The 26853-nt window shown below is 71.0% G+C and carries 28 protein-coding genes; 8 read left to right on the top strand and 20 right to left on the bottom strand.

Features of this window, described 5'->3' with window-relative positions:
* Positions 1–3: 3 nt before the first annotated feature.
* From QTI33_RS23005 to QTI33_RS22980, 6 genes are read right to left on the bottom strand one after another with little or no spacing between them, the layout of a single operon-like run.
* On the bottom strand, positions 4–810 hold the full coding sequence (locus QTI33_RS23005) for a cyclase family protein (RefSeq protein ID WP_286508660.1): 807 nt from the start codon (positions 808–810) through the stop codon (positions 4–6).
* 43 nt (positions 811–853) lie between these two features.
* The gene (locus QTI33_RS23000; protein ID WP_286508659.1) at positions 854–1609 is read right to left on the bottom strand and encodes an ABC transporter permease; all 756 of its coding nucleotides are present in this window, start codon (positions 1607–1609) and stop codon (positions 854–856) included.
* The gene (locus tag QTI33_RS22995; RefSeq protein ID WP_286508658.1) at positions 1606–2379 is read right to left on the bottom strand and encodes an ABC transporter permease; all 774 of its coding nucleotides are present in this window, start codon (positions 2377–2379) and stop codon (positions 1606–1608) included. The genes QTI33_RS23000 and QTI33_RS22995 overlap by 4 nt, the downstream gene beginning before the upstream one ends.
* The gene (locus QTI33_RS22990; protein ID WP_286508657.1) at positions 2372–3166 is read right to left on the bottom strand and encodes an ABC transporter ATP-binding protein; all 795 of its coding nucleotides are present in this window, start codon (positions 3164–3166) and stop codon (positions 2372–2374) included. Before QTI33_RS22990 ends, QTI33_RS22995 begins: the two co-directional genes overlap by 8 nt.
* Entirely contained in the window at positions 3163–4107 is a 945-nt protein-coding gene (locus QTI33_RS22985) for an ABC transporter substrate-binding protein (protein ID WP_286508654.1), read from the bottom strand. Before QTI33_RS22985 ends, QTI33_RS22990 begins: the two co-directional genes overlap by 4 nt.
* Positions 4104–4823, bottom strand: a complete 720-nt coding sequence (locus QTI33_RS22980) for a TetR/AcrR family transcriptional regulator (protein WP_286508652.1) — start codon at positions 4821–4823, stop codon at positions 4104–4106. Before QTI33_RS22980 ends, QTI33_RS22985 begins: the two co-directional genes overlap by 4 nt.
* Positions 4824–4922: 99 nt before the next feature.
* On the opposite strand from QTI33_RS22980, the gene QTI33_RS22975 reads away from it, so the two are divergent.
* The gene (locus QTI33_RS22975) at positions 4923–6932 is read left to right on the top strand and encodes an acetoacetate--CoA ligase (protein WP_286508651.1); all 2010 of its coding nucleotides are present in this window, start codon (positions 4923–4925) and stop codon (positions 6930–6932) included.
* Complete coding sequence (locus QTI33_RS22970; protein WP_286508650.1) at positions 6929–7348, top strand: YbaY family lipoprotein; 420 nt, start codon at positions 6929–6931, stop codon at positions 7346–7348. The genes QTI33_RS22975 and QTI33_RS22970 overlap by 4 nt, the downstream gene beginning before the upstream one ends.
* A gap of 13 nt (positions 7349–7361) precedes the next feature.
* Here QTI33_RS22970 and QTI33_RS22965 read toward each other — a convergent pair whose 3' ends face one another.
* The 3 genes from QTI33_RS22965 to QTI33_RS22955 form a co-directional block, all read right to left on the bottom strand.
* Positions 7362–7760 carry a phage holin family protein gene (locus QTI33_RS22965; protein ID WP_286508649.1) on the bottom strand — a complete coding sequence of 133 codons (399 nt, stop codon included), beginning with the start codon at positions 7758–7760 and terminating at the stop codon, positions 7362–7364.
* 37 nt (positions 7761–7797) lie between these two features.
* Complete coding sequence (locus QTI33_RS22960) at positions 7798–8094, bottom strand: hypothetical protein (RefSeq protein ID WP_286508648.1); 297 nt, start codon at positions 8092–8094, stop codon at positions 7798–7800.
* Between the two features lie 128 nt (positions 8095–8222).
* On the bottom strand, positions 8223–9641 hold the full coding sequence (locus QTI33_RS22955; RefSeq protein WP_286508647.1) for an 8-oxoguanine deaminase: 1419 nt from the start codon (positions 9639–9641) through the stop codon (positions 8223–8225).
* A gap of 153 nt (positions 9642–9794) precedes the next feature.
* Between QTI33_RS22955 and QTI33_RS22950 the strand changes: the two genes are divergently transcribed.
* Positions 9795–10391, top strand: coding sequence for a hypothetical protein (locus tag QTI33_RS22950; protein ID WP_286508646.1), 597 nt, complete (start codon positions 9795–9797; stop codon positions 10389–10391).
* Here the strand turns inward: QTI33_RS22950 and QTI33_RS22945 are convergent.
* The 9 genes from QTI33_RS22945 to QTI33_RS22905 all read right to left on the bottom strand — a co-directional run bounded on the left by QTI33_RS22945 (position 10388) and on the right by QTI33_RS22905 (position 19172).
* On the bottom strand, positions 10388–10978 hold the full coding sequence (locus QTI33_RS22945; RefSeq protein WP_286508645.1) for a hypothetical protein: 591 nt from the start codon (positions 10976–10978) through the stop codon (positions 10388–10390). The two genes, QTI33_RS22950 and QTI33_RS22945, sit on opposite strands and share 4 nt — an antisense overlap.
* Positions 10979–11049: 71 nt before the next feature.
* Complete coding sequence (locus QTI33_RS22940; RefSeq protein ID WP_286508644.1) at positions 11050–11988, bottom strand: 2-hydroxyacid dehydrogenase; 939 nt, start codon at positions 11986–11988, stop codon at positions 11050–11052.
* Between the two features lie 14 nt (positions 11989–12002).
* Positions 12003–12974: a tripartite tricarboxylate transporter substrate binding protein gene (locus QTI33_RS22935; protein WP_286508643.1), complete on the bottom strand. Its 972-nt coding sequence runs from the start codon at positions 12972–12974 to the stop codon at positions 12003–12005.
* Between the two features lies 1 nt (position 12975).
* Positions 12976–13716 carry a ribonuclease activity regulator RraA gene (locus QTI33_RS22930; protein WP_286508642.1) on the bottom strand — a complete coding sequence of 247 codons (741 nt, stop codon included), beginning with the start codon at positions 13714–13716 and terminating at the stop codon, positions 12976–12978.
* Positions 13717–13748: 32 nt separating this feature from the next.
* On the bottom strand, positions 13749–14744 hold the full coding sequence (locus QTI33_RS22925) for a Bug family tripartite tricarboxylate transporter substrate binding protein (RefSeq protein WP_286508641.1): 996 nt from the start codon (positions 14742–14744) through the stop codon (positions 13749–13751).
* Between the two features lie 2 nt (positions 14745–14746).
* Positions 14747–15757 (bottom strand): Bug family tripartite tricarboxylate transporter substrate binding protein, encoded by a 1011-nt coding sequence (locus QTI33_RS22920; RefSeq protein WP_286508640.1) that lies wholly within the window; start codon positions 15755–15757, stop codon positions 14747–14749.
* A gap of 75 nt (positions 15758–15832) precedes the next feature.
* The gene (araD, locus tag QTI33_RS22915; protein WP_286508639.1) at positions 15833–17620 is read right to left on the bottom strand and encodes an L-arabinonate dehydratase; all 1788 of its coding nucleotides are present in this window, start codon (positions 17618–17620) and stop codon (positions 15833–15835) included.
* A 98-nt stretch (positions 17621–17718) separates the two neighbouring features.
* The gene (locus QTI33_RS22910) at positions 17719–18777 is read right to left on the bottom strand and encodes a LacI family DNA-binding transcriptional regulator (protein WP_444814878.1); all 1059 of its coding nucleotides are present in this window, start codon (positions 18775–18777) and stop codon (positions 17719–17721) included.
* A 26-nt stretch (positions 18778–18803) separates the two neighbouring features.
* Positions 18804–19172, bottom strand: a complete 369-nt coding sequence (locus QTI33_RS22905; protein ID WP_286508636.1) for a hypothetical protein — start codon at positions 19170–19172, stop codon at positions 18804–18806.
* 91 nt (positions 19173–19263) lie between these two features.
* Between QTI33_RS22905 and QTI33_RS22900 the strand changes: the two genes are divergently transcribed.
* Complete coding sequence (locus QTI33_RS22900; RefSeq protein WP_286508635.1) at positions 19264–19986, top strand: TetR/AcrR family transcriptional regulator; 723 nt, start codon at positions 19264–19266, stop codon at positions 19984–19986.
* Positions 19987–20012: 26 nt separating this feature from the next.
* On the opposite strand, the gene QTI33_RS22895 is transcribed toward QTI33_RS22900, so the two are convergent.
* The gene (locus tag QTI33_RS22895) at positions 20013–20909 is read right to left on the bottom strand and encodes a LysR family transcriptional regulator (protein WP_286508634.1); all 897 of its coding nucleotides are present in this window, start codon (positions 20907–20909) and stop codon (positions 20013–20015) included.
* Between the two features lie 66 nt (positions 20910–20975).
* On the opposite strand from QTI33_RS22895, the gene QTI33_RS22890 reads away from it, so the two are divergent.
* Complete coding sequence (locus QTI33_RS22890) at positions 20976–21407, top strand: GlcG/HbpS family heme-binding protein (protein ID WP_286508633.1); 432 nt, start codon at positions 20976–20978, stop codon at positions 21405–21407.
* 14 nt (positions 21408–21421) lie between these two features.
* On the opposite strand, the gene QTI33_RS22885 is transcribed toward QTI33_RS22890, so the two are convergent.
* On the bottom strand, positions 21422–22336 hold the full coding sequence (locus QTI33_RS22885; RefSeq protein ID WP_286508632.1) for a LysR family transcriptional regulator: 915 nt from the start codon (positions 22334–22336) through the stop codon (positions 21422–21424).
* Positions 22337–22512: 176 nt separating this feature from the next.
* On the opposite strand from QTI33_RS22885, the gene QTI33_RS22880 reads away from it, so the two are divergent.
* Genes QTI33_RS22880 through treF form a run of 3 tightly spaced genes read left to right on the top strand, consistent with a single transcriptional unit; the run spans position 22513 to position 26626 of the window.
* Entirely contained in the window at positions 22513–23709 is a 1197-nt protein-coding gene (locus QTI33_RS22880; RefSeq protein ID WP_286508631.1) for an acyl-CoA dehydrogenase, read from the top strand.
* Complete coding sequence (locus QTI33_RS22875) at positions 23709–24956, top strand: CaiB/BaiF CoA transferase family protein (RefSeq protein ID WP_286508630.1); 1248 nt, start codon at positions 23709–23711, stop codon at positions 24954–24956. The genes QTI33_RS22880 and QTI33_RS22875 overlap by 1 nt, the downstream gene beginning before the upstream one ends.
* Positions 24953–26626 (top strand): alpha,alpha-trehalase TreF, encoded by a 1674-nt coding sequence (gene treF, locus QTI33_RS22870; protein WP_286508629.1) that lies wholly within the window; start codon positions 24953–24955, stop codon positions 26624–26626. The genes QTI33_RS22875 and treF overlap by 4 nt, the downstream gene beginning before the upstream one ends.
* Positions 26627–26853 lie beyond the last annotated feature (227 nt).

Below are 26853 nucleotides of genomic sequence, written 5' to 3'. Positions count from 1 at the left end.
CATTCACTCGCTGGCCATCAGCGCATCGTCGAAGATCGCGACCGCGCGCGTCCAGCCGGCCGAGGCGCCGCGGATCTTGTGCGGAAAGCAGCTGATGAAGAAGCCGTCGGGCGGCAGCACTTCGAGGTTGTGCAGCTTCTCGATGTGGCAGTAGCCGATGTCGCGGCCGGCCTTGTGGCCTTCCCAGATCAGCGAGGCATCCTGCGTCTCGCCGTACTTCTTCGCGGTGTGGACGAAGGGCGCATCCCAGCTCCAGGCGTCGGTGCCGGTCAGGCGCACGCCACGCTCCAGCAGGTACATCGTCGCTTCGTAGCCCATGCCGGCGCCGGCCGACACGTAGTCGTTGTGGCCGTAGCGCGAGCCGGCGCGGGTATTGACCACCACGATCTCCAGCGGCTTGAGCGTGTGGCGGATGCGCTTCAGCTCGGCCTCGACGTCGTCGGCCGTCACCACGTAGCCATCCTCGAAATGGCGGAAGTCCAGCTTCACCGCGGGCTGGAAGCACCACTCGAGCGGCACGTCGTGGATCGCGATCGCGGGCTTCTTGTCGCCCAGGGCCTTGTCCATGGTGGAGTGGAAGTGGTAGGGCGCGTCGAGGTGGGTGCCATTGTGGGTCGACAGCTGCACCAGCTCCACGGCCCAGCCTTCGCCGTCGGGCAGGTCCTCTTTCTTCAGGCCGGGGAAGAAGGGCTCGATCTGCTCGTAGGTCTGCTCGTGCGTGAAGTACTGGATCTTCGGCGCGAAGGCGGGCGGGTCCGACATCACGTCGTTCTCGAGGAAGATGGACAGGTCGACGAACTTGCGGGTCATGGTGGGGCTCCTTTTTGGGGTCAGTTGGGGACAGAGCAAGGTCTCACGTGTGCTGCCAGCGCAGCAATTTCTTCTCCGCGACCGCCAGCAGCGCGTTGCTGGCAAAGCCGATCAGGCCCAGCAGCGCGATGCCGGCGAACAGCTCGCTGGCGCGAAAGCTGCGCGCCGCCAGCAGGATGGCCTGGCCCAGCCCGCTCTGCGAGGCGATCATCTCGCCGACCACGGCGACGATCAGCGAAATGGTCATCGACAGCCGCATGCCGGCCAGGATGTCGGGCAGCGCATTCGGCAGGCCGATCTTCCAGACAAAGGCGGCGCGCGGCAGCTGCAGGCAGCGCGCCACCTCGGACAGCCGCGGCTCGACGGCCGCGAAGCCGTGCACGGTCGCCAGCAGCACCGGCCACATGGCACCGAAGGCCACCACGAACAGCACCATGCCGGGGTTGAGTCCGAAGATCGAGATCGCCAGCGGCAGCAGCGCCGAGGCCGGCAGCGGGCGGATGAATTCGAGCGTCGGCTGGACCCAGGCGCGCACCGACGGCGAAACGCCGATGGCGGCGCCGAGCACGACGCCGAAGACCGAGGCCAGCAGCCAGCCTTCGAGCATGCGGCCGACGGTCGCCAGCGTGTAGCCGAGCAGGTCGCCGCGCAGGCCCTCGGCGAGGCTCTCCGCCGTGGCCTCGGGCGTGGGCAGGAACACGCGGCTGACCCAGCCGGCGTGGCTGGCGGCCCACCACAGCGCGACCAGCGCCGCAAGCACGCCGGCCGAGCCGATCCAGGGGCCGAGGCGACGGTTCATGGCGTGGCGCCCATGCGCCGCGCCACGCGCCGCTGCAGCCACTGCATCGCGGCGTTGATCGCATAGCCGACCAGGCCGATCCAGCCCAGCCAGGCCAGCATCAGGGCCGGGTCGAAGCTCTGCTGCGCGATCATCATCGCGTAGCCCATGCCGTTCGGGTTGGCGGCGATCTCGACCGTCACCGCGACCACCAGCGCCACCGCCACGCCCAGGCGCAGCGCCACGAACAGCCGCGGCACGATCGCCGGCAGCACGATCTTCCAAGCCCGGTCGCGCTTCGACAGGCCCAGCACGCGGCTGACCTCCAGCAGGCGCGGGTCGACCTGCCGCACCGCCGCCTGCACCAGGATCAGCATCGGCCAGAAGGTGGCGAAGGCGACGATCGCCAGCTCCATGCGCACGCCGAAGCCGAACATCAGCATCGCCAGCGGGATCAGTGCCACCGAGGGCACCGGTCGCAGCACCTCGATCGACAGCATTCCGAGGTCGGCGGCACGGCGCGAGAGCCCGAGCACGATGCCGCCGCCGATGCCGAGCACGGCGCCGAGCAGCAAACCGAGCGCCGCGGTGCTGAGCGTGAACGCCGTGGCCTGCCACAGCGAGCCATCGAGGGCCGCACCCGCGAAGGCCCGCGCCGCGGCACTCGGCGGCGCCAGCGCATCGCTGCCGAGGGCGGCGGCGCGGCGCGCGTACCACTCGAAGGCACCCAGCAGCAAGGCCGGCAGCACCCAGGGCCGCAGCAAGGAGACTGCGCGGCGTGGCTCAGTCATGGCCCTGCGCGATGAAGGAGAACAGCTCGCGCCGCAGCCGCAGGAACTCGGGGTGTTCCTTGGTCGTCAGCTGGTCGCGCGGACGCGGGATGGCGACCTCGATCATCCGCGCCATGCTCGGGCGCCCCGGCCCGGGGTCGGCCTGCAGCGCGATCACGCGGTCGCCGAGGTAGATCGCCTCCTCGAGGTCGTGGGTGACGAAGAGCACCGTGAGGCCGTCCTCGCGCACCAGCCGGGCCAGTTCGTCCTGCAGGCCCTGGCGGGTGAGTGCATCGAGCGCGCCGAAGGGCTCGTCCATCATCATCAGCTCGGGCTTCTGGGCCAGGCAGCGCGCGATCTGCGCCCGCTGCTGCATGCCGCCCGACAGCTGCAGCGGGAACTTGCGCGCATGGCGGCCCAGGCCGACCTTGTCCAGCGCCTCGGCGATGCGCGGCGCGCGCAGGCCCGCGGGCACGCCGGCGGCCTCCAGCGCCAGGCTCACGTTGCCTTCGACCGTGCGCCAGGGCAGCAGGGCGCGGCCGTAGTCCTGGAACACGAAAGCCACCTCCCGCGACGGCCCGGTCATCGGCAGGCCGTGGCGCCGCACCGCGCCGCCGCTGGGTGCGACCAGTCCGCTGGCGGCGCGCAGCAGGGTGGTCTTGCCGCAGCCGCTCGGCCCGACGATGCACACGAACTCGCCGCGCGCCACCTCGAAGGAGGTCGGCGACAGCACCTCGCGGCCGTCGTAGCGGATGCTGACGCCCTCGATGCGGAGCAGCTCCGGCGCCCGGGTCTCGCGGGCGTTCACTTCACGACCAGTTGCGTGACGTCGAGCGCGGTCTTGAGCATCTCCTGCTCCTTCATCAGGCCGACCCAGTAGGCGAGCTGCTTCTCGCTCACCAGCGGACCGGGCGGCGAGATCTGCACCTTGGCCAGCACCTCGGGCGGCAGCTTGATGTACTTGCCGATGCTGGCGCGCACGCGGGCGTCGTTCTTCGGCTGCTGCATGAAGGCCGCGCCCTCCTGCACCGCCTCGCGGAAGCCGCGCGCCGCGGCGCCGTTCTTCTGCACCCATTCGCGCTTGGCGGCGTGCACGATGGTCTGGTTGCCTTCGGGCAGGAAGGTCGAGTAGTACGAGGCCACGTAGCCGGCGCCGCTGTCGGTGATGCGGCTCATGAACGGGTCCGCCGACACCACCGCGTCGACCGAGCCGCCGCGCAGCAGGTCGCCGTGCTGCGGGAACGCGGCCTCGACGAAGTTCACCTTGCGGTAGTCGACGCCGTTGTCCTTCAGGTAGGCGCGGAAGGTCACGTGCAGGAAGGCGCCGAGTCCCGGCACGCCGATCTTCTTGCCGACGCAGTCCTGCGCCGTCTTGATGCCCGAGCCGGCGCGCGCCACCAGGCCGAAGCCGGTGATGGTCTTGGAGGTCAGGCCACCGCCCGCCACCAGCACCAGGTCGAGCCCGCCATCGACCGCCTGCAGGAACACCGACGGCGTCGGCCCGCCGATCTGCAGCGAGTCGGACTGCAGCGCGGCCGGGATGGTGGAGTTCAGCGGGATGAACTTGAGCTCGACGTCGAGGTTGCGCTTCTTGAAGTAACCCTCCTCGGCGGCCACGAAGACCGAGGCGAAATCGGTCACGGCGGTGTAGCCGAACACGATCCGGCCGGCGGGTTGGGCGTGCGCGGGCAGCGCCGCCGCGACGCCGGCGGCGCCGAGCGCCGACAGCAGCTTGCGTCGTTTCATCATGTCTGTCTCCTGGGGTGGGTTTTCTTGTTCGGGGTCCGGGGCCGCGGCAGCGCGGCGCGCAGGCCGCCGACGATGAAGCGCACCAGCATCGGCGCCGCCGCCGGATCGCCGCGCCGGTTCTCGCCGCGCGACAGCCGTTCGATGCGGTTGTCGCTCAGGTGGTGCAAGAGGGCGCCGAGCGCGAACTGGTAGCCCCAGGCGACCTCGCCGCGCGTGGCATGCGGCAGCGCGATGTGCAGGGCGTCGATGTAGGCCTCGGCCAGGGGGTCGAAGTAGCCGCGCAGCACGCGGTCGGCCTCCTCGGTCGCGTGGTACAGCTCGCGCGCCACCAGCAGCGCGTAGTACTCGCCTTCGGCGCTGGCGCGCAGGGCCAGCACCGGGCCGGTGAAGGCCTCGATGATGCGCGGCAAGGTGCGCGGGTCGGCCGGGTCGTTGTCGACCGCGCGCAGGCCGTCGAGGCGTTCCTCGATCGAGTGGCCCCAGTGCGCGAAGATGGCGTGGAAGAGCTCGTGCTTCTGGCCGTAGTAGTAGCCCACCAGCGCCAGCGGCACGCCGGCTTCCTCGGCGATCTGGCGGATCGTCACCACGTGGTAGCCGTGGCGCGCGAACAGCTTCTCGGCCGCCAGCAGGATCGCCTGCTTGCGATCGGGCCGCGCCGCCTCGGCGGCGGTGGCTCGGGTCGCCCGGCGCTTGACCGGCAGGGGGCGGGTGCTCATGGGTCGTATTGAACGGTTGTACAAAAAAATTGAACACACGTACAAACCCTGAGGTCAACCCCGATTGAGCGCGGCCGGCCGCGGCGCTAGGCTTGGTGCATGCGCGCCCCCCACATTCCCCAGATCCGCCTGTACCAGGACTGGCTGCACCAGACCCGCGGCCTTCGCTTCGACGACTACGGCGCGCTCTGGCACTGGTCCGTCACCGAGCTCGATGCCTTCTGGCAGAGCATCTGGGACTACGCCGGGCTGCGCTCGCCGACGCCGCACGCGGCGGTGCTGGCCGACGCCCGCATGCCCGGCGCGCGCTGGTTCCCCGGTGCCCAGGTCAACTACGCGCGCGAGGTGCTGCGCCACGCCGACGCCGCCCATGCCGCGGGCATGCCGGCCATCGTGAGCGACAACGAACTCGGCGAGGTGCGCGAGATGTCGTGGCCCGAACTGCGCCGCCAGGTCGCCTCGGTGGCGCTCACGCTCCGCTCGCTCGGCGTGGGGCGCGGCGATCGGGTCGCGGCCTACATGCCCAACCGGCCCGAGACCATGGTCGCCTTCCTGGCCTGCTCCAGCATCGGCGCGATCTGGAGCGTGTGCGCCCCCGACATGGGCACGCCGGCCGTGGCCGACCGCTTCGGCCAGATCGAGCCCAAGCTGCTGATCGCCGTCGACGGCGTGCACTACGGCGGCAAGCCGCTCGACCGCAGCGCGGTGCTGCAGGCGCTGCGCGGCCAGCTGCCGAGCGTGCAGAAGCTGCTGCTGGTGAAGACCCCGTTCGCCGCCGCCGAGGTGGCCCACGATGTCGAGTGGACGCAGGCCGCCGAGCGCGACGACGGCGAGGTGGCGGCCTTCGAGCCCGAGTGGCTGCCCTTCGACCATCCGATCTGGATCGTCTATTCGAGCGGCACCACCGGACTGCCCAAGCCCATCGTCCACGGGCAGGGCGGCATCCTCCTCACGATGCGTGCCTGTGGCCTGCACAACGACGTCGGCGCCAGCTATGGCGCCAACAACTTCGGCGAGCGCTACCACTGGTACAGCTCCACCGGCTGGGTGATGTGGAACTCGCAGCTCTCGGGCCTGGCCTTCGGCGCCACCATCTGCATCTACGACGGCAACCCGGCGGGCAGCAAGGAGAAGCCCGATTGGGGCGTGCTGTGGCGCTTCGTCGCGCGGCACCGGGTCACTTTCTTCGGTGCCGGCGCGGCCTACTTCACCCACTGCATGAAGGCCGGCCTGGTCGCCAGGGACTGCGGCGATCTGTCGCGCGTGCGCGCGCTCGGCAGCACCGGCTCGCCGCTGCCGGAGGAAGTGCAGCGCTGGGGCTCTCAGCAGGTGCTCGACGCGGGCGCGCAGAACGTGTGGTGGTGCAACATCTCTGGCGGCACCGACTTCTGCGGCGCCTTCGTCGGCGGCAACCGCGAGCTGCCCGAGGTGCCGGGCCAGATGCAGTGCCGCGAGCTCGGCCATGCGGTCGAGGCCTGGAACGACCAGGGCCAACCGGTGATCGGCGAGGTCGGCGAGCTGGTCTGCACCCGGCCGATCCCGTCGATGCCGCTCTTCTTCTGGGGCGACGAAGGCAATGCGCGCTACCTGTCGAGCTACTTCGACACCTACCCCGGCGTCTGGCGCCACGGCGACTGGATCAGGATCGGCGAGGACGGCGGCTGCATCATCTACGGCCGCAGCGACGCGACCATCAACCGCCAGGGCCTGCGCATGGGCACCAGCGAGATCTACAACGCGGTCGAGGCCCTGCCCGAGGTGCTCGACTCGATGGTGGTCGACCTCGAATACCTCGGCCGCGAGAGCTACATGCCCTTGTTCGTGGTGCTGCGTCCGGGCGTGGCGCTCGACGACGCGCTGCGCGGCCGGCTCGAGCAGTCGATCCGCAGCTCGCTGTCGCCGCGCTTCGTGCCCGACGACATCTTCCAGGTGGCGGAGATCCCGCGCACGCTGTCGGGCAAGAAGCAGGAGCTGCCGATCAAGAAGCTGCTGCTGGGGCAGCCGATCGACAAGGTGGTGAACCGCGAGGCGATGGCCAACCCCGGCAGCCTCGACTGGTACGTGGCGTTCGCCGCGCGCCATGCGCAGGCGCACAATCCGGCCGCATGAAGAAACGCTCGATCCTGTTCGGCCTGGGCGGCGCCGTCGCCGTGCTGCTGGCGGGCTGCGCGGCAGCGCCGGGCGCGCCCGTGCCCCTGCGCGTGACCGGCTCGGTCGCCTACCGCGAGCGCATCGCGCTCGACCCCGAGGCCGAGGTCGTCGTCCAACTGCTCGACGTGTCACGCATGGACGTGGCCGCCGTGGTGCTTGCCGAGCAGCGCATCCGTGCTGGCGGCCGGCAGGTGCCGTTCCAGTTCGAGCTCGGCGTCGATCCGGCCCGCATCGACCCGCGCATGCGCTACACGGTGTCGGCCCGCATCCTGCAGGGCGGCCAGCTGCTGTTCGTCACCGACACCGCGCACCCCGTGCTGACCCAGGGCCAGGGCAGCACGGCCAGCCTGATGCTGATCAAAGTCGCGCGCTAGAGGCGCTCGGCGTTCAGAGCCAGTTGCCGCTGCTGGGCATCTGGATCGCATCCGGGCCACTGGTGTCGACCAGCGCACCCAGGAACACGCTCAGCAGAGAGATGAAGATGCTCGCGAACAGCGCGGTCCAGAAGCCCGACACCCTGAAGCCGCGCACCAGCGCCGACACCAGCAGGATCATCAGCGCGTTGATCACGAGCAGGAACAGGCCGAAGGTCAGCAAGGTCAGCGGCAGGGTCAGGATGATCAGCAGCGGCTTGACCACCGCGTTGGCGAAGCCGAGCAGCAGCGCCGAGATCACCAGCGAGCCGGTGCTCTCGAACTTGAGGCCGCGAAAGATGTAGCTGGCGACCCAGAGCGAGAGGGCCGTGATGGCCCAATGCAGGAGAAAGGGCGCCAGGGAATTCAGCATGACGGGGCTCGCGGTTCGTTCGTAGATGACCCGGCCATCATATCGGCGCCGCTCTGCCCTCCGCGCGCCGGTTCGACAACTTCACCATCAGCTCATCCGCCAGTTCGAAGGCCCGGTGCTCCATCACGGCCACCGGGTAGCTGCCGATGCGCAGGCGGTCGTAGATGACGGTCGCGTAGCTGAATTCGTCGCCGAGCACCGAGGCCGCGTCCTGCAGGCACTCGGCGAGCGAGACCAGTCCTTCGCGCGCGTAGTGGTGGGTGCCGTCGCCGGTCCCGACGGTCGCCTTGAAGTTGCCGTCCGCGCGTTTCGTGATCTCGACCTCAGGCTGCATGGCTCACTCTTCCAGATTCCGATGACTTCGTTGATTGGCTCCACCCCCGGGCGGAACCCTCGAAGATACAAAGAGATCCGCGATCGCGCCATCACGGAAAACGGTGAGCGGGTGCCGGCTGCCGTGGCTCAGGCCAGATGCGGGTGGCGCGCCTGCTCATACAGCGTACGGGCCAGTTCGCGGTGCCGCGCCAGCAGCGGCGCGAGGTCGAGGTCGGTGAAGCGGCCGTCCCGGATCCGCACCCGCCCATCGACCACGCTCAGGGCGGCGGCGCCCGGCTGGCAGAAGACCAGCGCGGCGACCGGGTCGTGGCCGGCGCCCGCATGCCCGACACCGCGCAGGTCGAAGGCCACGACGTCGGCCGACATGCCCGGCGCCAGCGCGCCGATGTCGTCGCGCCCGAGCACGCGGGCACCGCCCAGGGTGGCGATCTCGAGCGCCTCGCGGGCGGTCATCGCGGCCGGGCCGAAGCCCACGCGCTGCAGCAGCATCGCCTGGCGCGCTTCGCCGAGCAGGTGGGCGCCGTCGTTCGAGGCGCTGCCGTCGACCCCCAGGCCGACCGGCACGCCGGCGCGCCGCATGGCGCCGATCGGCGCGATGCCCGAGGCCAGCCGCATGTTGGAGCACGGGCAGTGCGCGACCCCGGTGCCGGTGCGGCCGAACAGGGCGATGCCGGCCGCGTCGAGCTTGACGCAGTGGGCATGCCAGACGTCGGGTCCGACCCAGCCCAGGTCCTCGGCGTACTCGGCCGGCGTCATGCCGAACTTCTCGCGCGAGTAGGCGATGTCGTTGTCGTTCTCGGCCAGGTGGGTGTGCAGCGAGACGCCGCGCTCGCGCGCCAGTTCGGCCGACAGCCGCATCAGGTCGCGCGAGACCGAGAACGGCGAGCAGGGCGCCAGCACGATGCGGCGCATCGCGTGGCGCGACGGATCGTGCCAGCGGCCGATCAGGCGCTCGCTGTCGCGCAGGATCGCGTCCTCGCTCTCGACCACCTCGTCGGGCGGCAGGCCGCCCAGGCTCTTGCCCACGCTCATGCTGCCGCGCGCCGCATGGAAGCGCATGCCCATGGCCTCGGCGGCCTCGATCGAGTCGTCGAGCCGCGCGCCGTTCGGAAACAGGTAGAGATGGTCGCTCGACGTGGTGCAGCCCGACAGCATCAGCTCGGCCATCGCGGTCCGGGTCGAGACCCGGATCATCTCGGGCGTGAGCCGGGCCCAGAGCAGGTACAGGTTCGTGAGCCAGCCGAACAGCTCGGCGTCCTGGGCCTCGGGCACGGCCCGCGTCAGGCTCTGGTACATGTGGTGGTGGGTGTTGACCAGCCCGGGCATCGCCACGTGGCCGCGCAGGTCGATCGCGTCGGCCTTGCCGCGCGCCAAGGCCTCCGCGTAGACCGCTGGCAGCTCCGCCGTGGCGCCGACCCAGGCCACCGCCGGGCCCTCGGTCACGAGCGCGCCGTCGGGGATCTCGCGCCGGGCGGCGTCCATGGTGACCAGCCGGTCGGCGTGCCGGAGGATCAGCGGGCGTCGGGGTGTCGCGGCGGCGTTCATGGCGGGGTTCCTGGTGGGGGCCGGCGGCCAGTGTGCACCAGGCCGCGCGATTTTTTTCGCCGCCCCCCTGTTCGCGCACGGCGCTGCTGCCGATAGCTTGGGGTGGACACTCGGAGCCTTCCCCCATCCGGCGAGCCCGGTTATCGCATCCTGATGCGCGAAGGATGCCGGGTGGTCTATGGGCACATGCCGCTGCCCGAGTTCCTGGCCCTGATGAAGCAGGCCCACGACACCGAGCTGCTGCACGCCGGCATGGCGCGCATGCTGGACGCCACCGCCGTCATCGGCACCCCCGGGGCACTGGCGCGGCTGCGCCTGCGTGAAACGCCCCCCGCCATCGAACGGATGCGCGCCCAGCTGGGCCGCGCCGCGCTGCGGCTCGACCCGCAATCCCTGCGCTGGCTGGCGGCCGGCGAACAGGGGCCGGCCAGCCTCTCGCTGTTCGTGCTGCTGACCGGCGTGCGGCCCCGCCACTACCGGCACCGGTTGCCGGTGCTGCCGCGCGACGGCGGCGCGTTCCGGCGCTGCCGGCTGCTGATCGAGCAGGTGCCGTCCCTGCGGCATGCGCTGCCGCTGCTGGCGCAGCGCATCGCCGAGCCCGGCGTGACCGAATGGGCGGCGCTCGCCCAGGCCTGGGACGACCTCTGCGTCCAGATGGACCACGAGGCGCCCGATTGGCGGCAGGGGCCGGTCGACGCCCCCGGCGTGGCGGCGATGCTGGCCTGCTTCCGCGAACTCGAAGCGGCCTAGCGCCGTGGCCAGCGGGCCCCGCCGCCGAGCGGCCGGCGGGCGAAGAACCAGCGGCGCTTGCGGGCGGGTCCGCGGGCGGCGGCGGCCTGTCGTTCTTCGAACGCGGCCCATTCCTTCTGCAGTGTCGCCGCCAGTGCGGCCAGGTTGGCCTGCTTGTATTCCCAGACGCCGGCGACCACGAAATGGCCCATGCGCTGGGTGTCGGGCATGGGCGTGATCAGGATCCGGCCGGCCCCCATGGCCTGCAGCACCGCGGCGCGTTCGGCCGCCAGCCTGAAGCCTTCGCCATAGCCCGCGATGTCGCGCGCCAGCGAGATCTGGATCAGGGTGATGCTCGCGAAATGCTCGGCGATGAAGGCCACCAGCCGGGGCAGCAGGACCCGGCCGATCTTCACCTTGTGCAGCCGCCGGCTGGCGTCGGTGTCGGCGGGCTTGAAGTGCTCGATGCGCATTTCGGTGCCGCCTCGGCTCACCGGCACCGGATCCAGGGTGCCGATGTGGGTCTCGCCGTAATGCGCGAGCATGGGCTGGCCCAGCACGCAGGGCCCCAGATCCGGTCCCGTGAAGTGCAGGCTGTGGATGCTCATGCCCGATTGTGGGTCCGGCGCCGCTTTTGGAATCGGGCGAACAACGGGGCTTTGGCGCCCCAGTTCGCCCTTCAGGCCGCCGCGCTGACCAGCGGCCGGCCGCCGAAGAAGGCCGCCAGGTTGTCCTCCACCCGCTGCGCCATCGCGGCACGCGTCTCGTGCGTGTTGCTCGCCAGGTGCGGCAGCAGCACCACGTTGTCGAGCCCGAACAGGGCCTCGGGCACCTGCGGCTCGTGCTCGAACACGTCGAGGCCGGCGCCTGCGATCCGCTGCTGCTGCAGGGCCTCCACCAGCGCGGCCTGGTCGACCACGCTGCCGCGCGAGATGTTGACCAGGAAGCCCTCGGGCCCGAGCGCCGCCAGGATCTCGCGCGACACCAGGCCGCGCGTCTCGGCGCCGCCGGCGCTGGCGACCACCAGGAAGTCCGACCACTCGGCCAGTTCCTTCAGGCTCGCGGCGTAGCCCTGTTCGACGTCGGCCAGCGGGCGCCGGTTGTGGTAGCGCACCGGCATGTCGAAGCCGGCGGCGCGGCGCGCGATCACGCGGCCGATCCGGCCCATGCCGAGGATGCCCAGCCGCTTGCCCGAGACCTTGGTGGCGAGCGGAAACTGCCCCTTGAGCCAGTCGCCGCGCCGCACGAAGCGGTCCGAGGCGCTGATGCGGCGCGCCACGTCCATCACCAGCGCGAAGGCGGTGTCGGCCACGCAGTCGTTGAGCACCTCCGGCGTGTAGCCGACCTCGATGCCGCGCCGCCGCGCCGCATCGAGGTCGATGGTGTCGAGCCCGACGCCGAAGCTGGAGATCACCTTCAGCGCCGGCAGCGCCGCGATCAGCGCCGCGTCGGCGCCGAAGCGGGCCGAGGTCGCAAGCCCGGTGAAGCCGCTGCCGTGGGCGGCCAGGAAGGCCTGCGGGTCGGCCTCCTGCCAGAGCGGATGGAGTTCGTACTGCGCCGCCAGGCGGGTTTCGAGGGCCGGCAGCAGCCGGCCGTGCTGCAGGACACGGTGTCGCATGGGTGGGTTGGCTTTCATTCGGGCTGGATCCCGGCATCTTTGGCGACCTGGGCCCACTTGACCATCTCGGTGCCGATGAAGTCGCTGAACTGCTGCGGCGTGCCGCCGCCCGGCTCGATGCCGTTGTCCAGCATCGTCTTCCTGACGTCGGGCAGGGCGAGGATCCGGTTGACCTCGGTGTTGAGCTTCGCGACCGTCGCCTTGGGCGTGCCGGCCGGCGCCAGCAGGCCGCCCCAGGTGCTGGTCTCGTAGCCGGCCAGGCCGGCCTCCTTCATGGTGGGCACATCGGGCAGGATCGACGAGCGCTGCGCCGTCGTCACCGCCAGCGGCCGCAGCCGCCCGGCCTTGACCTGCACGTTGACCGCGGCCACGGTGTCGAACATCAGCGCGGTGCGCCCGCTGATCAGGTCGGGGTGGGCGAGCGTGCTGCCCTTGTAGGGGATGTGCGTCATCTCGATGCCGGTCAGGCTCTTGAACAGCTCGCCCGAGAAATGCGGCGCGCCGCCGCTGCCGCTGGAGGCGAAGCTCAGCTTGCCCGGGTTCGCCTTGCCGTAGGCGATCAATTCCTTGAGCGAGTTCACCGGCAGGGTCGGCGACACCACCAGCACCAGCGGCACCACGTGGGTCAGCACCACCGGCTCGAAGCTCCTGACGGTGTCGAAGGGCAGCTTCTTCACCATGCCCGGATTGATCGCGTGGCTGCTCGCCACCAGCGCCAGCATCTGGCCGTCGGGCGGGCTCTTGGCCACCAGGTCGGTGCCGATGATGCCGGTGGCGCCGGCGCGGTTGTCGATCACCACCGACTGGCCCCAGGCGTCGGTGAGCTTCTGGCCGATGAGCCGGGCGCTCAGGTCGATCGCGCCGCCGGGCGAGGCCGGCACGACCAGAGTGATCGGCTTGGTCGGATAGGTCTGCGCGAACGACGGCAGCGAGCAGCAGAAGCCGAAGGCGGCGGCCGCGGCGAGCGCGAATGGGCGGCGCTGCATCTCAGCCGCCTTTCGTGTGGCGCGAGGCTTCGTAGGCGGCCCGCGTCTCGGCGTTCGGCGGGTAGGTGCCCGCGAGCTTCGCGCCGCCCTCGATGCGCGCCAGGATGAAGGCCTCCATCTTTTCCTGCTCGGTGGCGTCGCGCGCCACCTCCTCGGCCAGGTGCTGCGGCACCACCACCACGCCTTCGTCGTCGCCGACCACCACATCGCCCGGATAGACCGCCACGCCGCCGCAGCCGATCGGCACGTCGAGGTCGATCGCGTGATGGTGGATCAGGTTCAGCGGCGCGCTGCCGCCGGCGCAGTACACCGGGAAGTCCATCTGCGAGATCGGCCCGCTGTCGCGCACCGGGCCGTCCGACACCAGCCCGGCCGCGCCGCGCACCTTGAGCCGGGTGGTGAGGATCTGGCCGCCCGAGGCCACGCGGGTCTCGCCGCGGCAGTCGATCACCAGCACGTGGCCGGGCGGCACGCTCTCGATGCCCTTGCGCTGCGGATGGTTCGGATCGTCGAAGGCGCTGATCTGGTCCAGGTCTTCGCGCGCCGGGATGTTGCGCATCGTGAAGGCCGGGCCGACCAGGTTGCCGCCGCGGGGTGTGGTGAGCCGGCCCACGCCCTGCAGGTAGACATTGCGGAAGCCGCGCTTGAACAGCTGGGTGCACAGCGTGGCGACGCTCACGTGGCGCAGCAGTTCCCGGGTGGCGTCGGACAGGGGTGTTCGGGGGGTGTCGGTCATGGTCATGCTTCTTCGTCGGGTCGGGTCGGGGATGTGGATCAGTTGGCGGTGGCGCCGGACTTGCGCACCAGCTCGCCCCAGCGCGGGATTTCCTTCTGCATCAGCGCCGCCAGCTGGGCGGGCGAACCGGCCACCACCTCCATGCCGAGCTGGTTCGTGAGCTTGTCGCGCACCTCGGGCTGCTGGAGGATGCGCGTGATCTCGGCCGCCAGCCGCTGCGAGATCGCCGGCGGCAGGTTCTTCGGCGCATACACCGCCTGCCAGGAGGCCATCTCGAAGCCCGGCACGCCGGCCTCCGACATGGTCGGCAGCTCGGGCGCCAGCGCCATGCGTTTGGACGTGGTGACCGCCAGCAGCTTGAGCTTGCCGGCCTGCACCAGCGGCAAGGCGGCCGTGATCTGGTCGAACATGAAGGTCACCTGGCCGGAAGACACGTCCAGCATCGCGGGCGGCGTGCCCTTGTAGGGGATGTGGGTCAGCTTGACGCCGATCATGTCGCCCAGCATCTCGCCCGCCAGGTGGGTCGAGGTGCCGGCGCCCGACGAGGCGAAGCTGCGCTTCGCGGGGTCCTTCTTCAGCAGCGCGATCAGCTCGGCCACCGAGCGCACGCCCAGGTTCGGATCGACGATCAGCACGTTCGGCAGGAAGGCCACCAGCGAGATCGGCTCGAAGTCCTTCACCGGGTCGTAGGGCAGGTTCTTGTAGAGGCTGGCGTTGATCGCATGCGTGCTGATGGTGCCGCCGAAGAGCGTGTAGCCGTCGGCCTTGGCCTTGGCCACGTAGCTGGCGCCGGCGGCGCCGGGCTTGTTGTCGACCACCACCGGTTGGCCCAGCGCCTCGGCGAGCTTCTGGGCGATCAGGCGGCCGATCACGTCGGTCGAGCCGCCGGGCGTGAAGGGCACCACGTAGGTGATCGGGCGGCTCGGCCAGGCGTCGGCCGACTGGGCGCGGGCGACGGCGGGGAGGGCGGCCGCCAGGCCGGCGGCGCCGAGGACCTGGAGCGCGGCGCGGCGCGGGAGGGAGGTGGGGGCCATGCTCATTCGACGCCGATGTTCTTGTCGCGGATCACGCGGCCGTAGCGCGCACGGTCGGCCTCGATCAACGCCTTCAGCTCGTCCGGTCCGGTGCCGCGCGGCACCGCGCCCTGCTCGACCAGGGTCTGGCGGGTGGCCTCGACCGCGAGCACGCTCTTGACGTCGGCGGCCAGCTTGTCGATCACCGCCTGCGGCGTGCCGGCCGGCGCCAGCAGCCCGATCCACGAGCCCGAGACCGCATGGGGCACGCCGGCCTCTGCCAGCGTGGGCAAGTCCGGCAAGGTCGGCGAGCGGGTGCTGCCGGTCACGGCCAGGCCGCGCAGCTTGCCGGCCTTGATGTAGCTGGCCGACTCGAGGATCGAGGCGAACAGCACGTCGACGTGGCCGCCCATCAGGTCGGTCATGGCCGGCGTGCCGCCCTTGTAGGGCACGTGCGTCATGCGGACCCCGGCCGCGGCCGCGAAGATCTCGCCCGTGAGGTGCGGCGAGCCGCCGCTGCCCGAGCTGGCGAACATGAGCTTGTCGGGCGTCGCCTTGGCCAGGGCGACGAACTCCTTGACGCTCTTCGCCGGCAGCGTCGGGCTGACCATCATCACGAAGGGCAGGTCCGCCACCAGCGACACCGGCGCGAAGGCGCGGTCGGGGTCGTAGGGCATCTTCTTGTAGAGCGACGGGTTGATCGACTGGGTGCCGACATTGCCGATCAGCAGCGTGTAGCCGTCGGGCCTGGCCTTGGCCACCGTGTCGGCGCCGACCAGGCCGGCCGCGCCGCCGCGGTTGTCGACCACCACGCCCTGGCCCCATTTCTGCGCCAGCTTCTGGGCCAGCAGGCGGGCGCCGAGGTCGGTGCCGCCGCCGGCCGGGAAGGGCACGACGATGGTCACGGTGCGGCTCGGGTAGGGCTCGCCGGCGGGCGCCGTCTGCGCCTGCGCCAGGGTGGCGCCGGCCAGCAGCAGCGCCAGGGCGCAGAGCCGCCGCGCTGAGGCGGGTGGGCGGGGGATGGCAGGGTTCATGTGTCTCGCTCCGGGATGAATGGATGGGGGCGGCATCGCTGGCCGCGGGCGCCGGCTGGACCGGTCGCGTTTCGATCAATGGATCTCGGGCTCGCCTCCGGGCTGGCCATCGGCCGCGTCCGCGCGGTAGTCGGGCGCCAGGAAGTCGAAGTCGCAGCCGGTGTCGGCCTGCTGCACGTGCTTCAGGAACATCACGCCGTAGCCGCGGCTGAACTTCGGGATCGGCTTGTGCCAATCGGCGCGGCGGCGGGAGAGCTCGTCCTCGCTCACCTGCATGTCGATGCGGCGGGCCTCGATGTCGAGCGTCACCAGGTCGCCGTCGCGCACCAGCGCCAGCGGGCCGCCGACATGCGATTCGGGCGTCACGTGCAGCACGCAGGCGCCGTAGCTGGTGCCGCTCATGCGGGCATCGCTGATGCGCACCATGTCGCGCACGCCTTCCTTCAGCAGCTTCTGCGGGATCGGCAGCTGGCCCCACTCGGGCATGCCGGGCGCGCCCTGCGGGCCGGCGCTCTGCAGCACGATCACGCTGTCGCGGGTGACCGGCAGCTCGGGGTCGTCGATGCGCGCCGCCAGGTCGTCGTAGTTCCGGAACACCAGCGCCGGGCCGGTGTGGCGGCGCAGCTGGGGCTCCATCGCCGCCGGCTTGATCACCGCGCCGTTCGGCGCCAGGTTGCCGTGCAGCACGGCCAGCCCGCCGCTCTCGAGCAGGGCCTCGGCGCGCGGCCGGATCACGTCCGCGTTGTAGACCTCGGCGCCCTCGATGTTCTGCCCCAGCGTGCGGCCGTTGCAGGTGCGCTGGCTGCCGTCGATCAGCTCGCCCATCTGGCGCAGGAAGGCGCGCAGGCCGCCGGCGTAGTAGAAGTCTTCCATCAGGTACTTGCCGCCGGGCCGCAGGTTGGCGATCACCGGCGTGCTGCGCGCCAGGGCGTCGAAGCGCGCCAGGTCGAGCGCCACGCCGGCGCGCCGCGCCATCGCGATCAGGTGGACGATCGCGTTGGTCGAGCCGCCCAGGCCCAGCACCGCGGTCACGGCGTTGTCGAACGAGGCCGCGGTCAGCAGGTCGAGCGGCTTCAGGTCCTCCCAGACCATCTCGACGATGCGGCGTCCGGTGTGGGTGGCCATCATCGCGTGGCGCGAATCGGCCGCCGGAATCGAGGAGGCGCCGGGCAGCGTGAGCCCCAGCACCTCGGTGGCGCTGGTCATGGTGCTGGCCGTGCCCATGGTCATGCAGGTGCCGGGCGAGCGCGCGATGCCGTCCTCGACGTCCTGCCAGTCCTGCTCGCTGATGTTGCCCGCCCGCAGCTCGGCCCAGTACTTCCAGGTGTCGGAGCCCGAGCCCAGGAACTGGCCCTTGTAGTCGCCGCGCAGCATCGGCCCGGCGGGCACGAAGATGGTCGGCAGGTTCATGGCCAGCGCGCCCATCACCAGGCCCGGGGTGGTCTTGTCGCAGCCGCCCATCAGCACGCAGCCGTCGGCCGGGTAGGAGCGCAGCAGTTCCTCGGCCTCCATCGCGAGCAGGTTGCGGTACAGCATGGTGGTCGGCTTCTGGAACGCCTCGCCCAGGCTCATGGCCGGGATCTCCACCGGGAAGCCGCCGGCCTGCCAGACGCCGCGCTTCACCTCTTCGGCCCGTTGCCGGAAGTGGGTGTGGCAGGAGTTCATGTCGCTCCAGGTGTTGAGGATCGCGATCACCGGCTTGCCCAGGTAGTCGTCACGCGAGAGGCCCATCTGCGCGGTGCGCGAGCGGTGGCCGAAGCCGCGCAGGTCCTTGGTGCCGTACCAGCGGTGGGAGCGCAGCTGCTCGGGCTTCTTGCGGCCGTCGCCCGGGTCGGCCGGCGTGGGGGATTGCGGATCGCTCATCGGGGTTGCCTCTCTGAATGTTAGCGCTGTCATTTTTATCTTAAGGCGCGGACGGGCTCGGAGTCAACAGGGTATTTGCGCGCCGGAGGGGCGCGGCTTCAGGCGCTGTCGCGCTCGATCAGCGAAAAGCCGAGGTCGAGCACCTTCTGCTCGACGGGCCGGCCTTCGGCGCGGTCGATGATGAAGCGCGCGGCCTGCCGGCCGATGGCGGTGCCGTCGATCCGCACCGTCGAGATGGCGGGATGGGCATGGCGGGCGAAGGCGAGGTCGCCGAAGCCCATGGCGGCGATGTCCTGGGGCACCCGCAGGCCGCGCGCCTGGGCCTCGGTGATCACGCCGTGCGCCAGCGCGTCCGAGCTGCAGACCAGCACGTCGACCGCCGGATCCGCCGCCAGCAACTCGCTCAGGGCGGTGCGGCCGCCACCCAGCGTGGTCGGCGCGGGGACGGTCTGCACCCGGGGCGCGGCGCCGCCCAGCGCCTGCCAGGCCTGCTCGAAGCCGGCCCGGCGCAGGTTGGCGCGCTGGTCGTCGCCCGTGACCACGGCCGGGTGGCGATAGCCCTTGCGATGGATGTAATTCGCTATGTCAGCGCCCACTTTCTCATGCGAGAAGCCGACCAGCATGTCGACCGGCGTCGGCGTCAGGTCCCAGGTCTCGACTACCGGGATGCCCGAGGCCAGCAGGCGCCGGCGGCCCTCGGCCGAGCGCATGATGCCGGTCAGCACGATGCCGTCCGGCCGACGTCCGACGATGGCGTCGATCAGCGCGTCCTCGCGCGAGTTGTGGTAGCCGGCCTGACCCAGCATCAGCTGGTAGCCGGCCTCGGCCAGGGCCTCGGTCAGGGCCTGGATGGTCTCCAGGAACACCGGCCCGGCAATCGTCGGCACCAGCGCGGCCACCAGCCGGCTGCGGTTCGAGGCCAGGCCGCCGGCCAGCAGGTTCGGCACGTAGCCCGTGCGTTCCACCGCCAGCCGGACCTTCTCGCGGGTCTTGGGCGAAACCAGGTCCGGCGTGTTCAGCGCCCGCGAGACCGTGATCGCGGACACGCCGGCGAGCTTGGAGACATCGTCGAGGGTGATGCCGCCGCTGCTGCGGCGGCTCGGGCGTGGCGGCGCGTGGGAGTCGTTCAAGGTGGTGTCGGATGGTGGCGCTAACATTGGCCTGCAAAGGCCATGGCCAGAGCTTAGCCGAGCGCGAAGGCTTCGCGGAAGGCGGCGCAGAAGGCCTCGGTCCCGCTGATCGACAAGGTGACCGTGTGCCGCACCACGCCCGGCGCGCCGGGCTGCACGCGCAGTCGGCGCTCGGTCGGGTCGAAGACCATCGACTGCGCCACGCTGCTCTCCTGCACGCCCTGCAGGTCGTAGTCCCAGTCGCCGCCGTCGCCGACCGGCCCGCGCGGCGCGCCGAAGCCGGCATGCGCCCAGTCCAGCACCAGCACCACCTCGGCCTGCACGGCGGCGACCTCCTGGGCGCCGGTGCTCGCCATGGCGTCGAACACGCCGACGCCCTCGGTGTCTTCGCTGTAGTCGAAATCCAGGTAATCCAATGTCATGCGCAGGATCATCCACGAAGGGCGGGGGTGGCTGCAGTAGACTCGCTGCGAGAATCCGAATTTAAATTCAAACTTACGCTCGACGGCCCGCATGCCCGCCCCCGCCAAGAAGAAGCCCGCCGCGCGCACGCCGCGCCCCGATGGCGACGCCACCCGCGCCCTGCTGCTCGAAACGGCCGGCCAGGTGTTCGCCGAACGCGGCTTTGCCGACGGCACCAGCAAGGAGATCTGCGAGCGCGCCGGCACCCCGATGGCGTCGGTCAACTACCACTTCGGCAGCCGCGAGAGCCTGTACGAGGCGGTGCTGCTCGAGGCCCATCGGCAGGTGATGGCGCTGGACGACCTGCTGGCCCTGACCCAGGGTCCGGGCGAGCCGGCCCAGAAGCTGCGCCTGCTGCTGACCCGTCTGATCGGCTTCGCGGCGCAGGGCGCGGCGCCCTGGGGTTTCCGGGTCGTGCTGCGCGAGATCATGACGCCGACGGCCGCGGTCTCGGTGCTGATCGACCAGGCGATCCGGCCCAAGTCCCGGGTGCTGCTGGGCCTGATCGGCCAGGTGCTGGGCCTGCCGCCCGAACACCCCGCGGTCCAGCGCGGCCTGATGTTCGCGCTGCTGCCCTGCCTGGTGATCCTGGTGGCGCCGAAGGAGGTGCCGGCCCGGGTGCTGCCAGCGGTCGCCAAAGAAAGCGGCGGTCTGGCCGACGATTTCATCCGCTACGCGATGGCCGGACTGGAGGCGATGGCGGCTGTGCATCGGCCGCCACCGCCGGGCGCGAAGGCCGGGCGGGGCGCGCGGCGCACGGCATCGAGCGTCTAGGCAGCCTGGCCGGCCTTGCCTCGGCTTCAATTTCCCCGCGTCTCGGCGAGCAGCTCCGCGATCAGGTCCTTGATCCGCTTGACGCGGGGATCCCGACGCACGTCCGGGTGGACCACGGACCACAACTCGCGCGTCGAGCTCGGTGCGCCCTGCACTTCGACCAGCCGCTCGTCGCCATGCGCCAGAAAGCCGGGCAGCATGGCCAGGCCCAGGCCCGAGCGGCAGGCGCTGTGCAGTGCGCCCAGGTTGTTGCTGCGAAGCACGAACGGCCTGGATCCGGCGAACGCCGCCAGCGCCTTCTGGTGCGGCACGTCCGCGAGCGGGTCGTTGTAGCCGACGAAGCGCCAGGCCGATTCGGGGCGGCCGAGCCAGTCCGCGGTGGCGTAGACCCGGAAGTCCAGCTCGCCGAGCTTGCGCCCGGCCAACCCGGTCTCCGTCGGACGCATGAAGCGCAGCGCCAGATCCGCTTCGCGGCGCTGGTGATCGGCGAAGCGGACTTCTCCGACGATCTCGAGCCGGATGTCGTGCCAGCGGTCGAAGCGCGTCGCCAACTGCGGCACCAGGAAGTGGCTGGCGAACATCGGCGGCGCCGAGACACAGACCGTCGCGCCGGCGGCGGTGGCGGAAGCCGCGGTGCGGCCGAATGCAAGGGCTTCGGCTTCGATGCGGCGTGCCGCCGGAAGGAGCGCCTCGCCTTGCGGCGTCAGTCGCCAGCGGGTGGCGAGCCGGTCGAACAGCCGCAGACCGATGCCGGATTCGAGGCCGGCGATCCGGCGCGCCGCGGTCGAATGCTCGACGCCCAGGGTCCGTGCGGCCCCCGACAGGCTTCCCTGGCGCGCGACCTCGATGAAGAAGCGGACGTCGTCCCAGGCGGCGAAGGGCGCTCCGGCGATGGGGTATTTTTGCACATCACTTGTGCGCATCTTGAGAGTTCTCACGAATGAAGACGGTCCGTAGCATCACGACATTCCTTATACATGGAGCACGCAATGAATCAACTCGCACAGCCGATTCCCTATGGTTTTCCGATCACGCTGGAGGAGGCCCGCCGGGTCGCATCGGCGGCGATGGATGAAGCGGGCAGGCAGGGTTGGCCCATGGTGATCGCGGTCACCGACAGCGGCAGCAACCTGGTGGCGCTCTACAAGATGGATCACGCGCAAACCGGCAGCGTGGCGATCGCGCAGCACAAGGCGGCCAGCGCGGTGCGGTTCAAGAGGCCAACCAGAGCGTTCGAAGAGGCGTTGGCCGCGGGTGGCATCGGCCTGAGGCTGCTCGCGACCGAGGGCGCCTGTCCCCTGGAAGGAGGCCTCCCGCTCGTCAAGGATGGCGCCGTGATCGGCGGCATCGGGGTCTCCGGCATGCAGTCCACGCAGGATGCCCTGGTGGCCGCGGTCGGCGCGTCGGCGTTGGCGAGCTGAACGCTGGCGGCCGGTCAGCGCGCGCCGGCGTCGGCACCCGCCTGCGCCAGCAGCCAGTCCCGAAACAGCGTCAGCGCCGGCCGTTCGTCTTGCGCCGCCGGCGTCACCAGGAAGTAGCTGCGCTCGCCGCGCAGCGGCCGGTCGCAGGCCACGACCAGCTCGCCGCGATCGAGCTCGGCCTCGATCAGCAGGCGCGGCATCAGCGCCACGCCGAGGCCGTGCGCCGCGGCCTCGGCGAGCATCGAGAACAGCTCGTAGCGCGGGCCGCTGCGGGCGCGCGGCGCCTCGACCTGCTGGGCATCGAACCACTGGCGCCAGCCGTCGGGGCGGGTGCTCTGCTGCAGCAGCGGCAGCCGGGCGACGTCCGCCGGCGACAGCTGGCCATGCGGCGCTATCAGCGCCGGGCTGCAGACCGGCAGCACGTCCTCGCTGAGCAGCGCCGTGGAGCGCGTGCCGGCCCAGTTGGCCGCCTGCGCCGGCGTGCCGGTGTAGAGCGCCGCATCGAAGGGCGTCTCGTTGAACAGGAAGGGCCGGGTGCGGGTCTCGATGTGGACCGTGATGTCGGGATGCCGGGCCGCGAAGTCCGGCAGCCGCGGGATCAGCCAGCGGGTGGCGAAGGTCGGCACCGCGGCCAGCTGCAGCGAGCCCCCCAGCCCCTGCCGGGCCATGGCGTCGAGGGTGTCGCGCTCCATGGTGTCGAGCTGGCGCGCGATCTGGCGCGCATAGTCGGCCCCGGCCGGCGTCAGCGCCACGCCGTGGCGGGTGCGGCGGAACAGCGCCATGCCGAGGAAGTCTTCCAGCGCCGTGATCTGGCGCGACACCGCGCTCTGCGTCAGCGCCAGTTCCTGCGCCGCCCGCGTGTAGCTTTCGTGGCGGGCGGCGGCCTCGAAGCAGATGAGGGCCTGGGTGGAGGGGATCTTTCGGCGCATGGTATGCGGGAGCTACATAGTTGATGGGCAGGTCGCGCCAGCGGCGGTAGGGTGGCACATTGTGCTTTGAAGTGCGGCAAACTCATAACTGGGTGTGCAATCGTCGTTTGCGCTCCCTGTCCCTGGCGCTTACGATCAGGGCCGACTTCCAGCACCCCCTCATCGGAGACTTTCAGATGGCCCACGCCGCTTTTCAATGGGACGACCCCCTCCTGCTCGACCAGCAACTCACGGACGACGAGCGCATGGTGCGCGATGCCGCCAACGCCTACTGCCAGGAGCGCCTCGCCCCGCGCGTGATCGAAGGCTTCCGTACCGGTGAAACCGATCCGGCCATCTTCCGCGAGATGGGCGCCCTGGGCCTGCTGGGTCCGACCATCCCCGAGCAGTACGGCGGCCCCGGCCTCAACTACGTCTGCTACGGCCTGATCGCCCGCGAAGTCGAGCGCGTCGATTCGGGCTACCGCTCGATGGCCAGCGTGCAGAGCTCGCTGGTGATGGTGCCGATCAACGAATTCGGCACCGAGGCGCAAAAGCAGAAGTACCTGCCCAAGCTGGCCACCGGCGAATGGATCGGCTGCTTCGGCCTGACCGAACCCGACCATGGCTCCGACCCCGGCAGCATGGTCACGCGCGCCAAGAAGGTGCCGGGCGGCTATGCGCTCAGCGGCGCCAAGATGTGGATCAGCAACAGCCCGATCGCCGACGTCTTCGTGGTCTGGGCCAAGGAAGTCAGCGAGAGCGGCACGGTCGGCCCGATCCGCGGCTTCGTGCTCGAGAAGGGCGCGAAGGGCCTGAGCGCCCCGGCGATCCACGGCAAGGTCGGCCTGCGCGCCTCCATCACCGGCGAGATCGTGATGGACAACGTGTTCTGCCCGGAAGAAAACGCCTTCCCCGAGGTGCAGGGCTTGAAGGGCCCGTTCACCTGCCTCAACAGCGCCCGCTACGGCATCTCCTGGGGCGCGCTCGGCGCCGCCGAAGACTGCTGGCACCGCGCCCGCCAGTACACGCTCGACCGCAAGCAGTTCGGCCGCCCGCTGGCCGCCAACCAGCTGATCCAGAAGAAGCTGGCCGACATGCAGACCGAGATCACGCTGGGCCTGCAGGGCTGCCTGCGCCTGGGCCGCATGAAGGACGAAGGCACGGCCTCGGTCGAGGTCACCTCGCTGCTCAAGCGCAACTCCTGCGGCAAGGCGCTCGACATCGCCCGCCTGGCGCGCGACATGATGGGCGGCAACGGCATCAGCGACGAGTTCGGCGTGGCGCGCCACCTGGTGAACCTCGAGGTGGTCAACACCTACGAAGGCACGCACGACATCCACGCCCTCATCCTGGGCCGTGCGCAAACCGGCATCGCCGCCTTCGCGAACTGATGACCGCCCCCGCCGCCACGCCAGGCGCCCTCGCGGGCCTCAAGGTGCTCGACCTGTCGCGCGTGCTCGCCGGGCCGTGGTGCACCCAGATCCTGGCCGACCTGGGCGCCGACGTGATCAAGATCGAGCGCCCGGGCGTCGGCGACGACACCCGCGGCTGGGGCCCGCCCTTCCTCAAGGATGCGGACGGCAACGACACCCACCAGGCGACCTACTTCACGGCCTGCAACCGCAACAAGCGCTCGGTCACGATCGACATGGCCACGCCCGACGGCCAGGCGCTGCTCCAGCGCATGGCGGCCGAGAGCGACATCCTGGTCGAGAACTTCAAGACCGGCGGCCTCAAGCAGTACGGCCTCGACCACGAGAGCCTGCGCGCCGCCAATCCGCGCCTCATCTACTGCAGCGTGACCGGCTTCGGCCACGACGGCCCGCATGCCATGCGCGCCGGCTACGACCTGATGATCCAGGCCACCACCGGCATGATGAGCATCACCGGCCGGCCCGACGACGTGCCCGGCGGCGGGCCGCTGCGGGTCGGCGTCGCGCTCACCGACCTGTTCACCGGCGTCTACGCCAGCACCGCGATCCTGGCCGCGATCGAGGTCCGGCACCGCACCGGCGAGGGCCAGCACATCGACATGGCGCTGCTCGACGTCGGCATGGCGATCCTGGCCAACCAGGCCAGCGCCTTCCTCAACACCGGCGTGGCGCCGCAGCGCCAGGGCAACAGCCATCCGAGCCTGGCGCCCTACCAGGACTTCCGCACCGCCGACGGTGCGATGCTGCTGGCGATCGGCAACAACGGCCAGTTCACTCGTTTCTGCGAAGCCGCCGGGCAGCCGGAGTGGGCCGCCGATCCACGCTTCGCCACCAACACGCTGCGCGTCAAGCACCGCGAAGTGCTGATCCCGCAGATGGAGTCCGTCACGCGCACCCGCAGCACGGCGCAGTGGATCGCGCTGCTCGAGGACAAGGCCGTGCCCTGCGGCCCGATCAACGACATTGCCCAGGCCTTCGAGGACGACCAGGTCAAGGCGCGCGGCCTGGCGGTGACGCTGCCGCGCGACGCCGGCGACGGCATCGAACACATCGTCGGCGTGGCCAGCCCGCTGCGCCTGCAGTCCACGCCGCCGGTGCTGCGCAACGCGCCGCCGGCGCTGGGCCAGCACACCGACGAGGTGCTCGCCGAACTCGGCATCGACGCGGCGCAGCGCGCGGCATTGCGAACGGCAGGCGTGCTTTGACCGCGCCGGGCGCTTCCACCGCGAAGCGCTCGACGCGCGCCGCGGCGGCGCCCGCGCCCGACACCCTGACGCCGGCCGACCGCTACCAGGAACTCTTCGTCGCGGTCCAGTCGGGCCGCGTCTTCGCCGACAGCAAGACCTTCGTCGACTGCGCGCCGCGCGCCGAGCCGGAAGCCATCCTCGCGGCCTACCGGGCGCAGTGCGGCGAAGCCGGCTTCGATCTCGCGGCCTTCGTGCAGGCCAACTTCGAACTGATCGAGCCGGCGCCCAGCGACTACGTCTCGGTGCCGGGGCAGCCGATCGCGGCCCACATCGCCGACCTGTGGCCGGTGCTGACGCGGCATCCCCAGGTGCACCCGCCGCGCTCCTCGCTGCTGCAGCTGCCGCACCCGTACCTGGTGCCGGGCGGGCGCTTCCGCGAGCTCTATTACTGGGATTCCTACTTCACCTTGCTGGGCCTGTCCGGCGAACACCACCGGCCGCTGGTGCGCGGCATGGTGGAGAACTTCGCCTACCTGATCGACACCCACGGCCATGTGCCGAACGGCACCCGCAGCTACTACCTCGGCCGCTCGCAGCCGCCGGTGTTCGCGCTGATGGTCGAACTCGCGCAGCGGCAGGGCGCGGTCGATGCGCTCGACTTTCTGCCGCAGCTGCGGCGCGAGCATGCGTGGTGGATGGCCGGCAGCGAGGGCCTGGCCCCGGGCGAGGCCAGCCGGCGCGTGGTGCGGCTGCCCGGCGGCGTCCTGCTCAACCGCTATTGGGACGAGCGCGACACGCCGCGCGAGGAGTCGTGGATCGAGGACGTGGCCACGGCGCAGGCCTGCGATCGCGAGCCGGCCCTGATCTACCGCGACATCCGCGCGGCCTGCGAGTCGGGCTGGGACTTCAGCACCCGCTGGATGCGCGAGCCGCCGCCGCCGGGCGACGCCCAGCCCTGCGGCGCCCATGTGCGCGCCGCCACGGCCGCCTCGCTGGCCTCGCTGTGCACCACCGACATCCTGCCGGTCGACCTGAACGCCTTCCTGCACCAGCTCGAATGCACGCTCGCCACCCTGAGCGCGCAGGCCGGCGACGCCGCCGCCGCGCAAGCCCATGCGCAGCAGGCCGAGGCGCGCCGCGACGCCATCGGCGCGCTCTTCTGGGACCCGCAGCAGGGCGCCTTCTTCGACCACGACTGGCGGCAGGGCACGCGCCGCAGCTGCCTGACCGCGGCCAGCGTGGTGCCGCTGTTCGTCGGCCTCGCGACCGCCGCCCAGGCCGAGGCGCTGGCCGAGACCCTGTCGCAGCGGCTGCTGGCGCACGGCGGGCTGTCGACCACCGAGTGCGGCAGCGACCAGCAATGGGACCGCCCCAACGGCTGGGCGGCGCTGCAATGGATGGCGGTCCGCGGGCTGGCCGACTACGGCCACGAGGCGCTGTCGCGCACCATCGCCAGGCGCTGGCTCGCGACCGTGGCCGCGCTCTACGAGCGCGAAGGCAAGCTGGTCGAGAAATATGCCCTGCGGCGCGTCGAGCGCGACGACACCGCGGGCGGCGCCGGCGGCGAGTACCCGCTGCAGGACGGTTTCGGCTGGACCAATGGCGTCACGGCCGCCTTGCTGGCCGAGCATCCGCAGCACACGGCGCATGGCTGCGTGGCGCGCGCGGCGGTGCCGCAGCATCGCTGAGCAGCCACGGGATCTCGCTGCGGCCCACGCCCAGGTCGCGCAACTCGATCTCGCTCATCGACCGCAGCAGGCGCTGGTCCAGCCAGCAGCGACGCAGCGCGCGAACCCCTCCGAACAGGCGGGTGACGAGGGCGGACCGGGTCGGCGGCATGGCATGGCTCCTTGAATGGAAAGCCATCTTGCAGGCCCGCGTGCTATTGTGGAAGTTGAGAATCCTGTCACTTCCA

Source organism: Variovorax davisae (assembly GCF_030316845.1).
In the GTDB taxonomy this organism is placed as follows: domain Bacteria; phylum Pseudomonadota; class Gammaproteobacteria; order Burkholderiales; family Burkholderiaceae_C; genus Variovorax; species Variovorax davisae.
Note: the sequence above shows the minus strand (reverse complement) of the source record. Positions and strands in the feature narration are given on the sequence as shown.

Excerpts from the sequence above, each read along its gene's own strand:
- QTI33_RS22965 (WP_286508649.1), bottom strand. The coding sequence starts at position 7,760 with ATGCTGAATTCCCTGGCGCCCTTTCTCCTGCATTGGGCCATCACGGCC.
- QTI33_RS22895 (WP_286508634.1), bottom strand. The coding sequence starts at position 20,909 with ATGCGCACAAGTGATGTGCAAAAATACCCCATCGCCGGAGCGCCCTTC.
- QTI33_RS22930 (WP_286508642.1), bottom strand. The coding sequence starts at position 13,716 with ATGACCATGACCGACACCCCCCGAACACCCCTGTCCGACGCCACCCGG.
- QTI33_RS22960 (WP_286508648.1), bottom strand. The coding sequence starts at position 8,094 with ATGCAGCCTGAGGTCGAGATCACGAAACGCGCGGACGGCAACTTCAAG.
- QTI33_RS22985 (WP_286508654.1), bottom strand. The coding sequence starts at position 4,107 with ATGATGAAACGACGCAAGCTGCTGTCGGCGCTCGGCGCCGCCGGCGTC.
- QTI33_RS22935 (WP_286508643.1), bottom strand. The coding sequence starts at position 12,974 with ATGCAGCGCCGCCCATTCGCGCTCGCCGCGGCCGCCGCCTTCGGCTTC.
- QTI33_RS23000 (WP_286508659.1), bottom strand. The coding sequence starts at position 1,609 with ATGAACCGTCGCCTCGGCCCCTGGATCGGCTCGGCCGGCGTGCTTGCG.
- QTI33_RS22975 (WP_286508651.1), top strand. The coding sequence starts at position 4,923 with ATGCGCGCCCCCCACATTCCCCAGATCCGCCTGTACCAGGACTGGCTG.
- QTI33_RS22885 (WP_286508632.1), bottom strand. The coding sequence starts at position 22,336 with ATGCGCCGAAAGATCCCCTCCACCCAGGCCCTCATCTGCTTCGAGGCC.
- QTI33_RS22905 (WP_286508636.1), bottom strand. The coding sequence starts at position 19,172 with ATGACATTGGATTACCTGGATTTCGACTACAGCGAAGACACCGAGGGC.
- QTI33_RS22880 (WP_286508631.1), top strand. The coding sequence starts at position 22,513 with ATGGCCCACGCCGCTTTTCAATGGGACGACCCCCTCCTGCTCGACCAG.
- QTI33_RS22955 (WP_286508647.1), bottom strand. The coding sequence starts at position 9,641 with ATGAACGCCGCCGCGACACCCCGACGCCCGCTGATCCTCCGGCACGCC.
- QTI33_RS22995 (WP_286508658.1), bottom strand. The coding sequence starts at position 2,379 with ATGACTGAGCCACGCCGCGCAGTCTCCTTGCTGCGGCCCTGGGTGCTG.
- QTI33_RS22875 (WP_286508630.1), top strand. The coding sequence starts at position 23,709 with ATGACCGCCCCCGCCGCCACGCCAGGCGCCCTCGCGGGCCTCAAGGTG.
- QTI33_RS22980 (WP_286508652.1), bottom strand. The coding sequence starts at position 4,823 with ATGAGCACCCGCCCCCTGCCGGTCAAGCGCCGGGCGACCCGAGCCACC.
- QTI33_RS22940 (WP_286508644.1), bottom strand. The coding sequence starts at position 11,988 with ATGCGACACCGTGTCCTGCAGCACGGCCGGCTGCTGCCGGCCCTCGAA.
- QTI33_RS22945 (WP_286508645.1), bottom strand. The coding sequence starts at position 10,978 with ATGAGCATCCACAGCCTGCACTTCACGGGACCGGATCTGGGGCCCTGC.
- araD (WP_286508639.1), bottom strand. The coding sequence starts at position 17,620 with ATGAGCGATCCGCAATCCCCCACGCCGGCCGACCCGGGCGACGGCCGC.
- QTI33_RS22925 (WP_286508641.1), bottom strand. The coding sequence starts at position 14,744 with ATGGCCCCCACCTCCCTCCCGCGCCGCGCCGCGCTCCAGGTCCTCGGC.
- QTI33_RS23005 (WP_286508660.1), bottom strand. The coding sequence starts at position 810 with ATGACCCGCAAGTTCGTCGACCTGTCCATCTTCCTCGAGAACGACGTG.
- QTI33_RS22890 (WP_286508633.1), top strand. The coding sequence starts at position 20,976 with ATGAATCAACTCGCACAGCCGATTCCCTATGGTTTTCCGATCACGCTG.
- QTI33_RS22900 (WP_286508635.1), top strand. The coding sequence starts at position 19,264 with ATGCCCGCCCCCGCCAAGAAGAAGCCCGCCGCGCGCACGCCGCGCCCC.
- QTI33_RS22970 (WP_286508650.1), top strand. The coding sequence starts at position 6,929 with ATGAAGAAACGCTCGATCCTGTTCGGCCTGGGCGGCGCCGTCGCCGTG.
- QTI33_RS22950 (WP_286508646.1), top strand. The coding sequence starts at position 9,795 with ATGCGCGAAGGATGCCGGGTGGTCTATGGGCACATGCCGCTGCCCGAG.
- QTI33_RS22910 (WP_444814878.1), bottom strand. The coding sequence starts at position 18,777 with ATGTTAGCGCCACCATCCGACACCACCTTGAACGACTCCCACGCGCCG.
- QTI33_RS22920 (WP_286508640.1), bottom strand. The coding sequence starts at position 15,757 with ATGAACCCTGCCATCCCCCGCCCACCCGCCTCAGCGCGGCGGCTCTGC.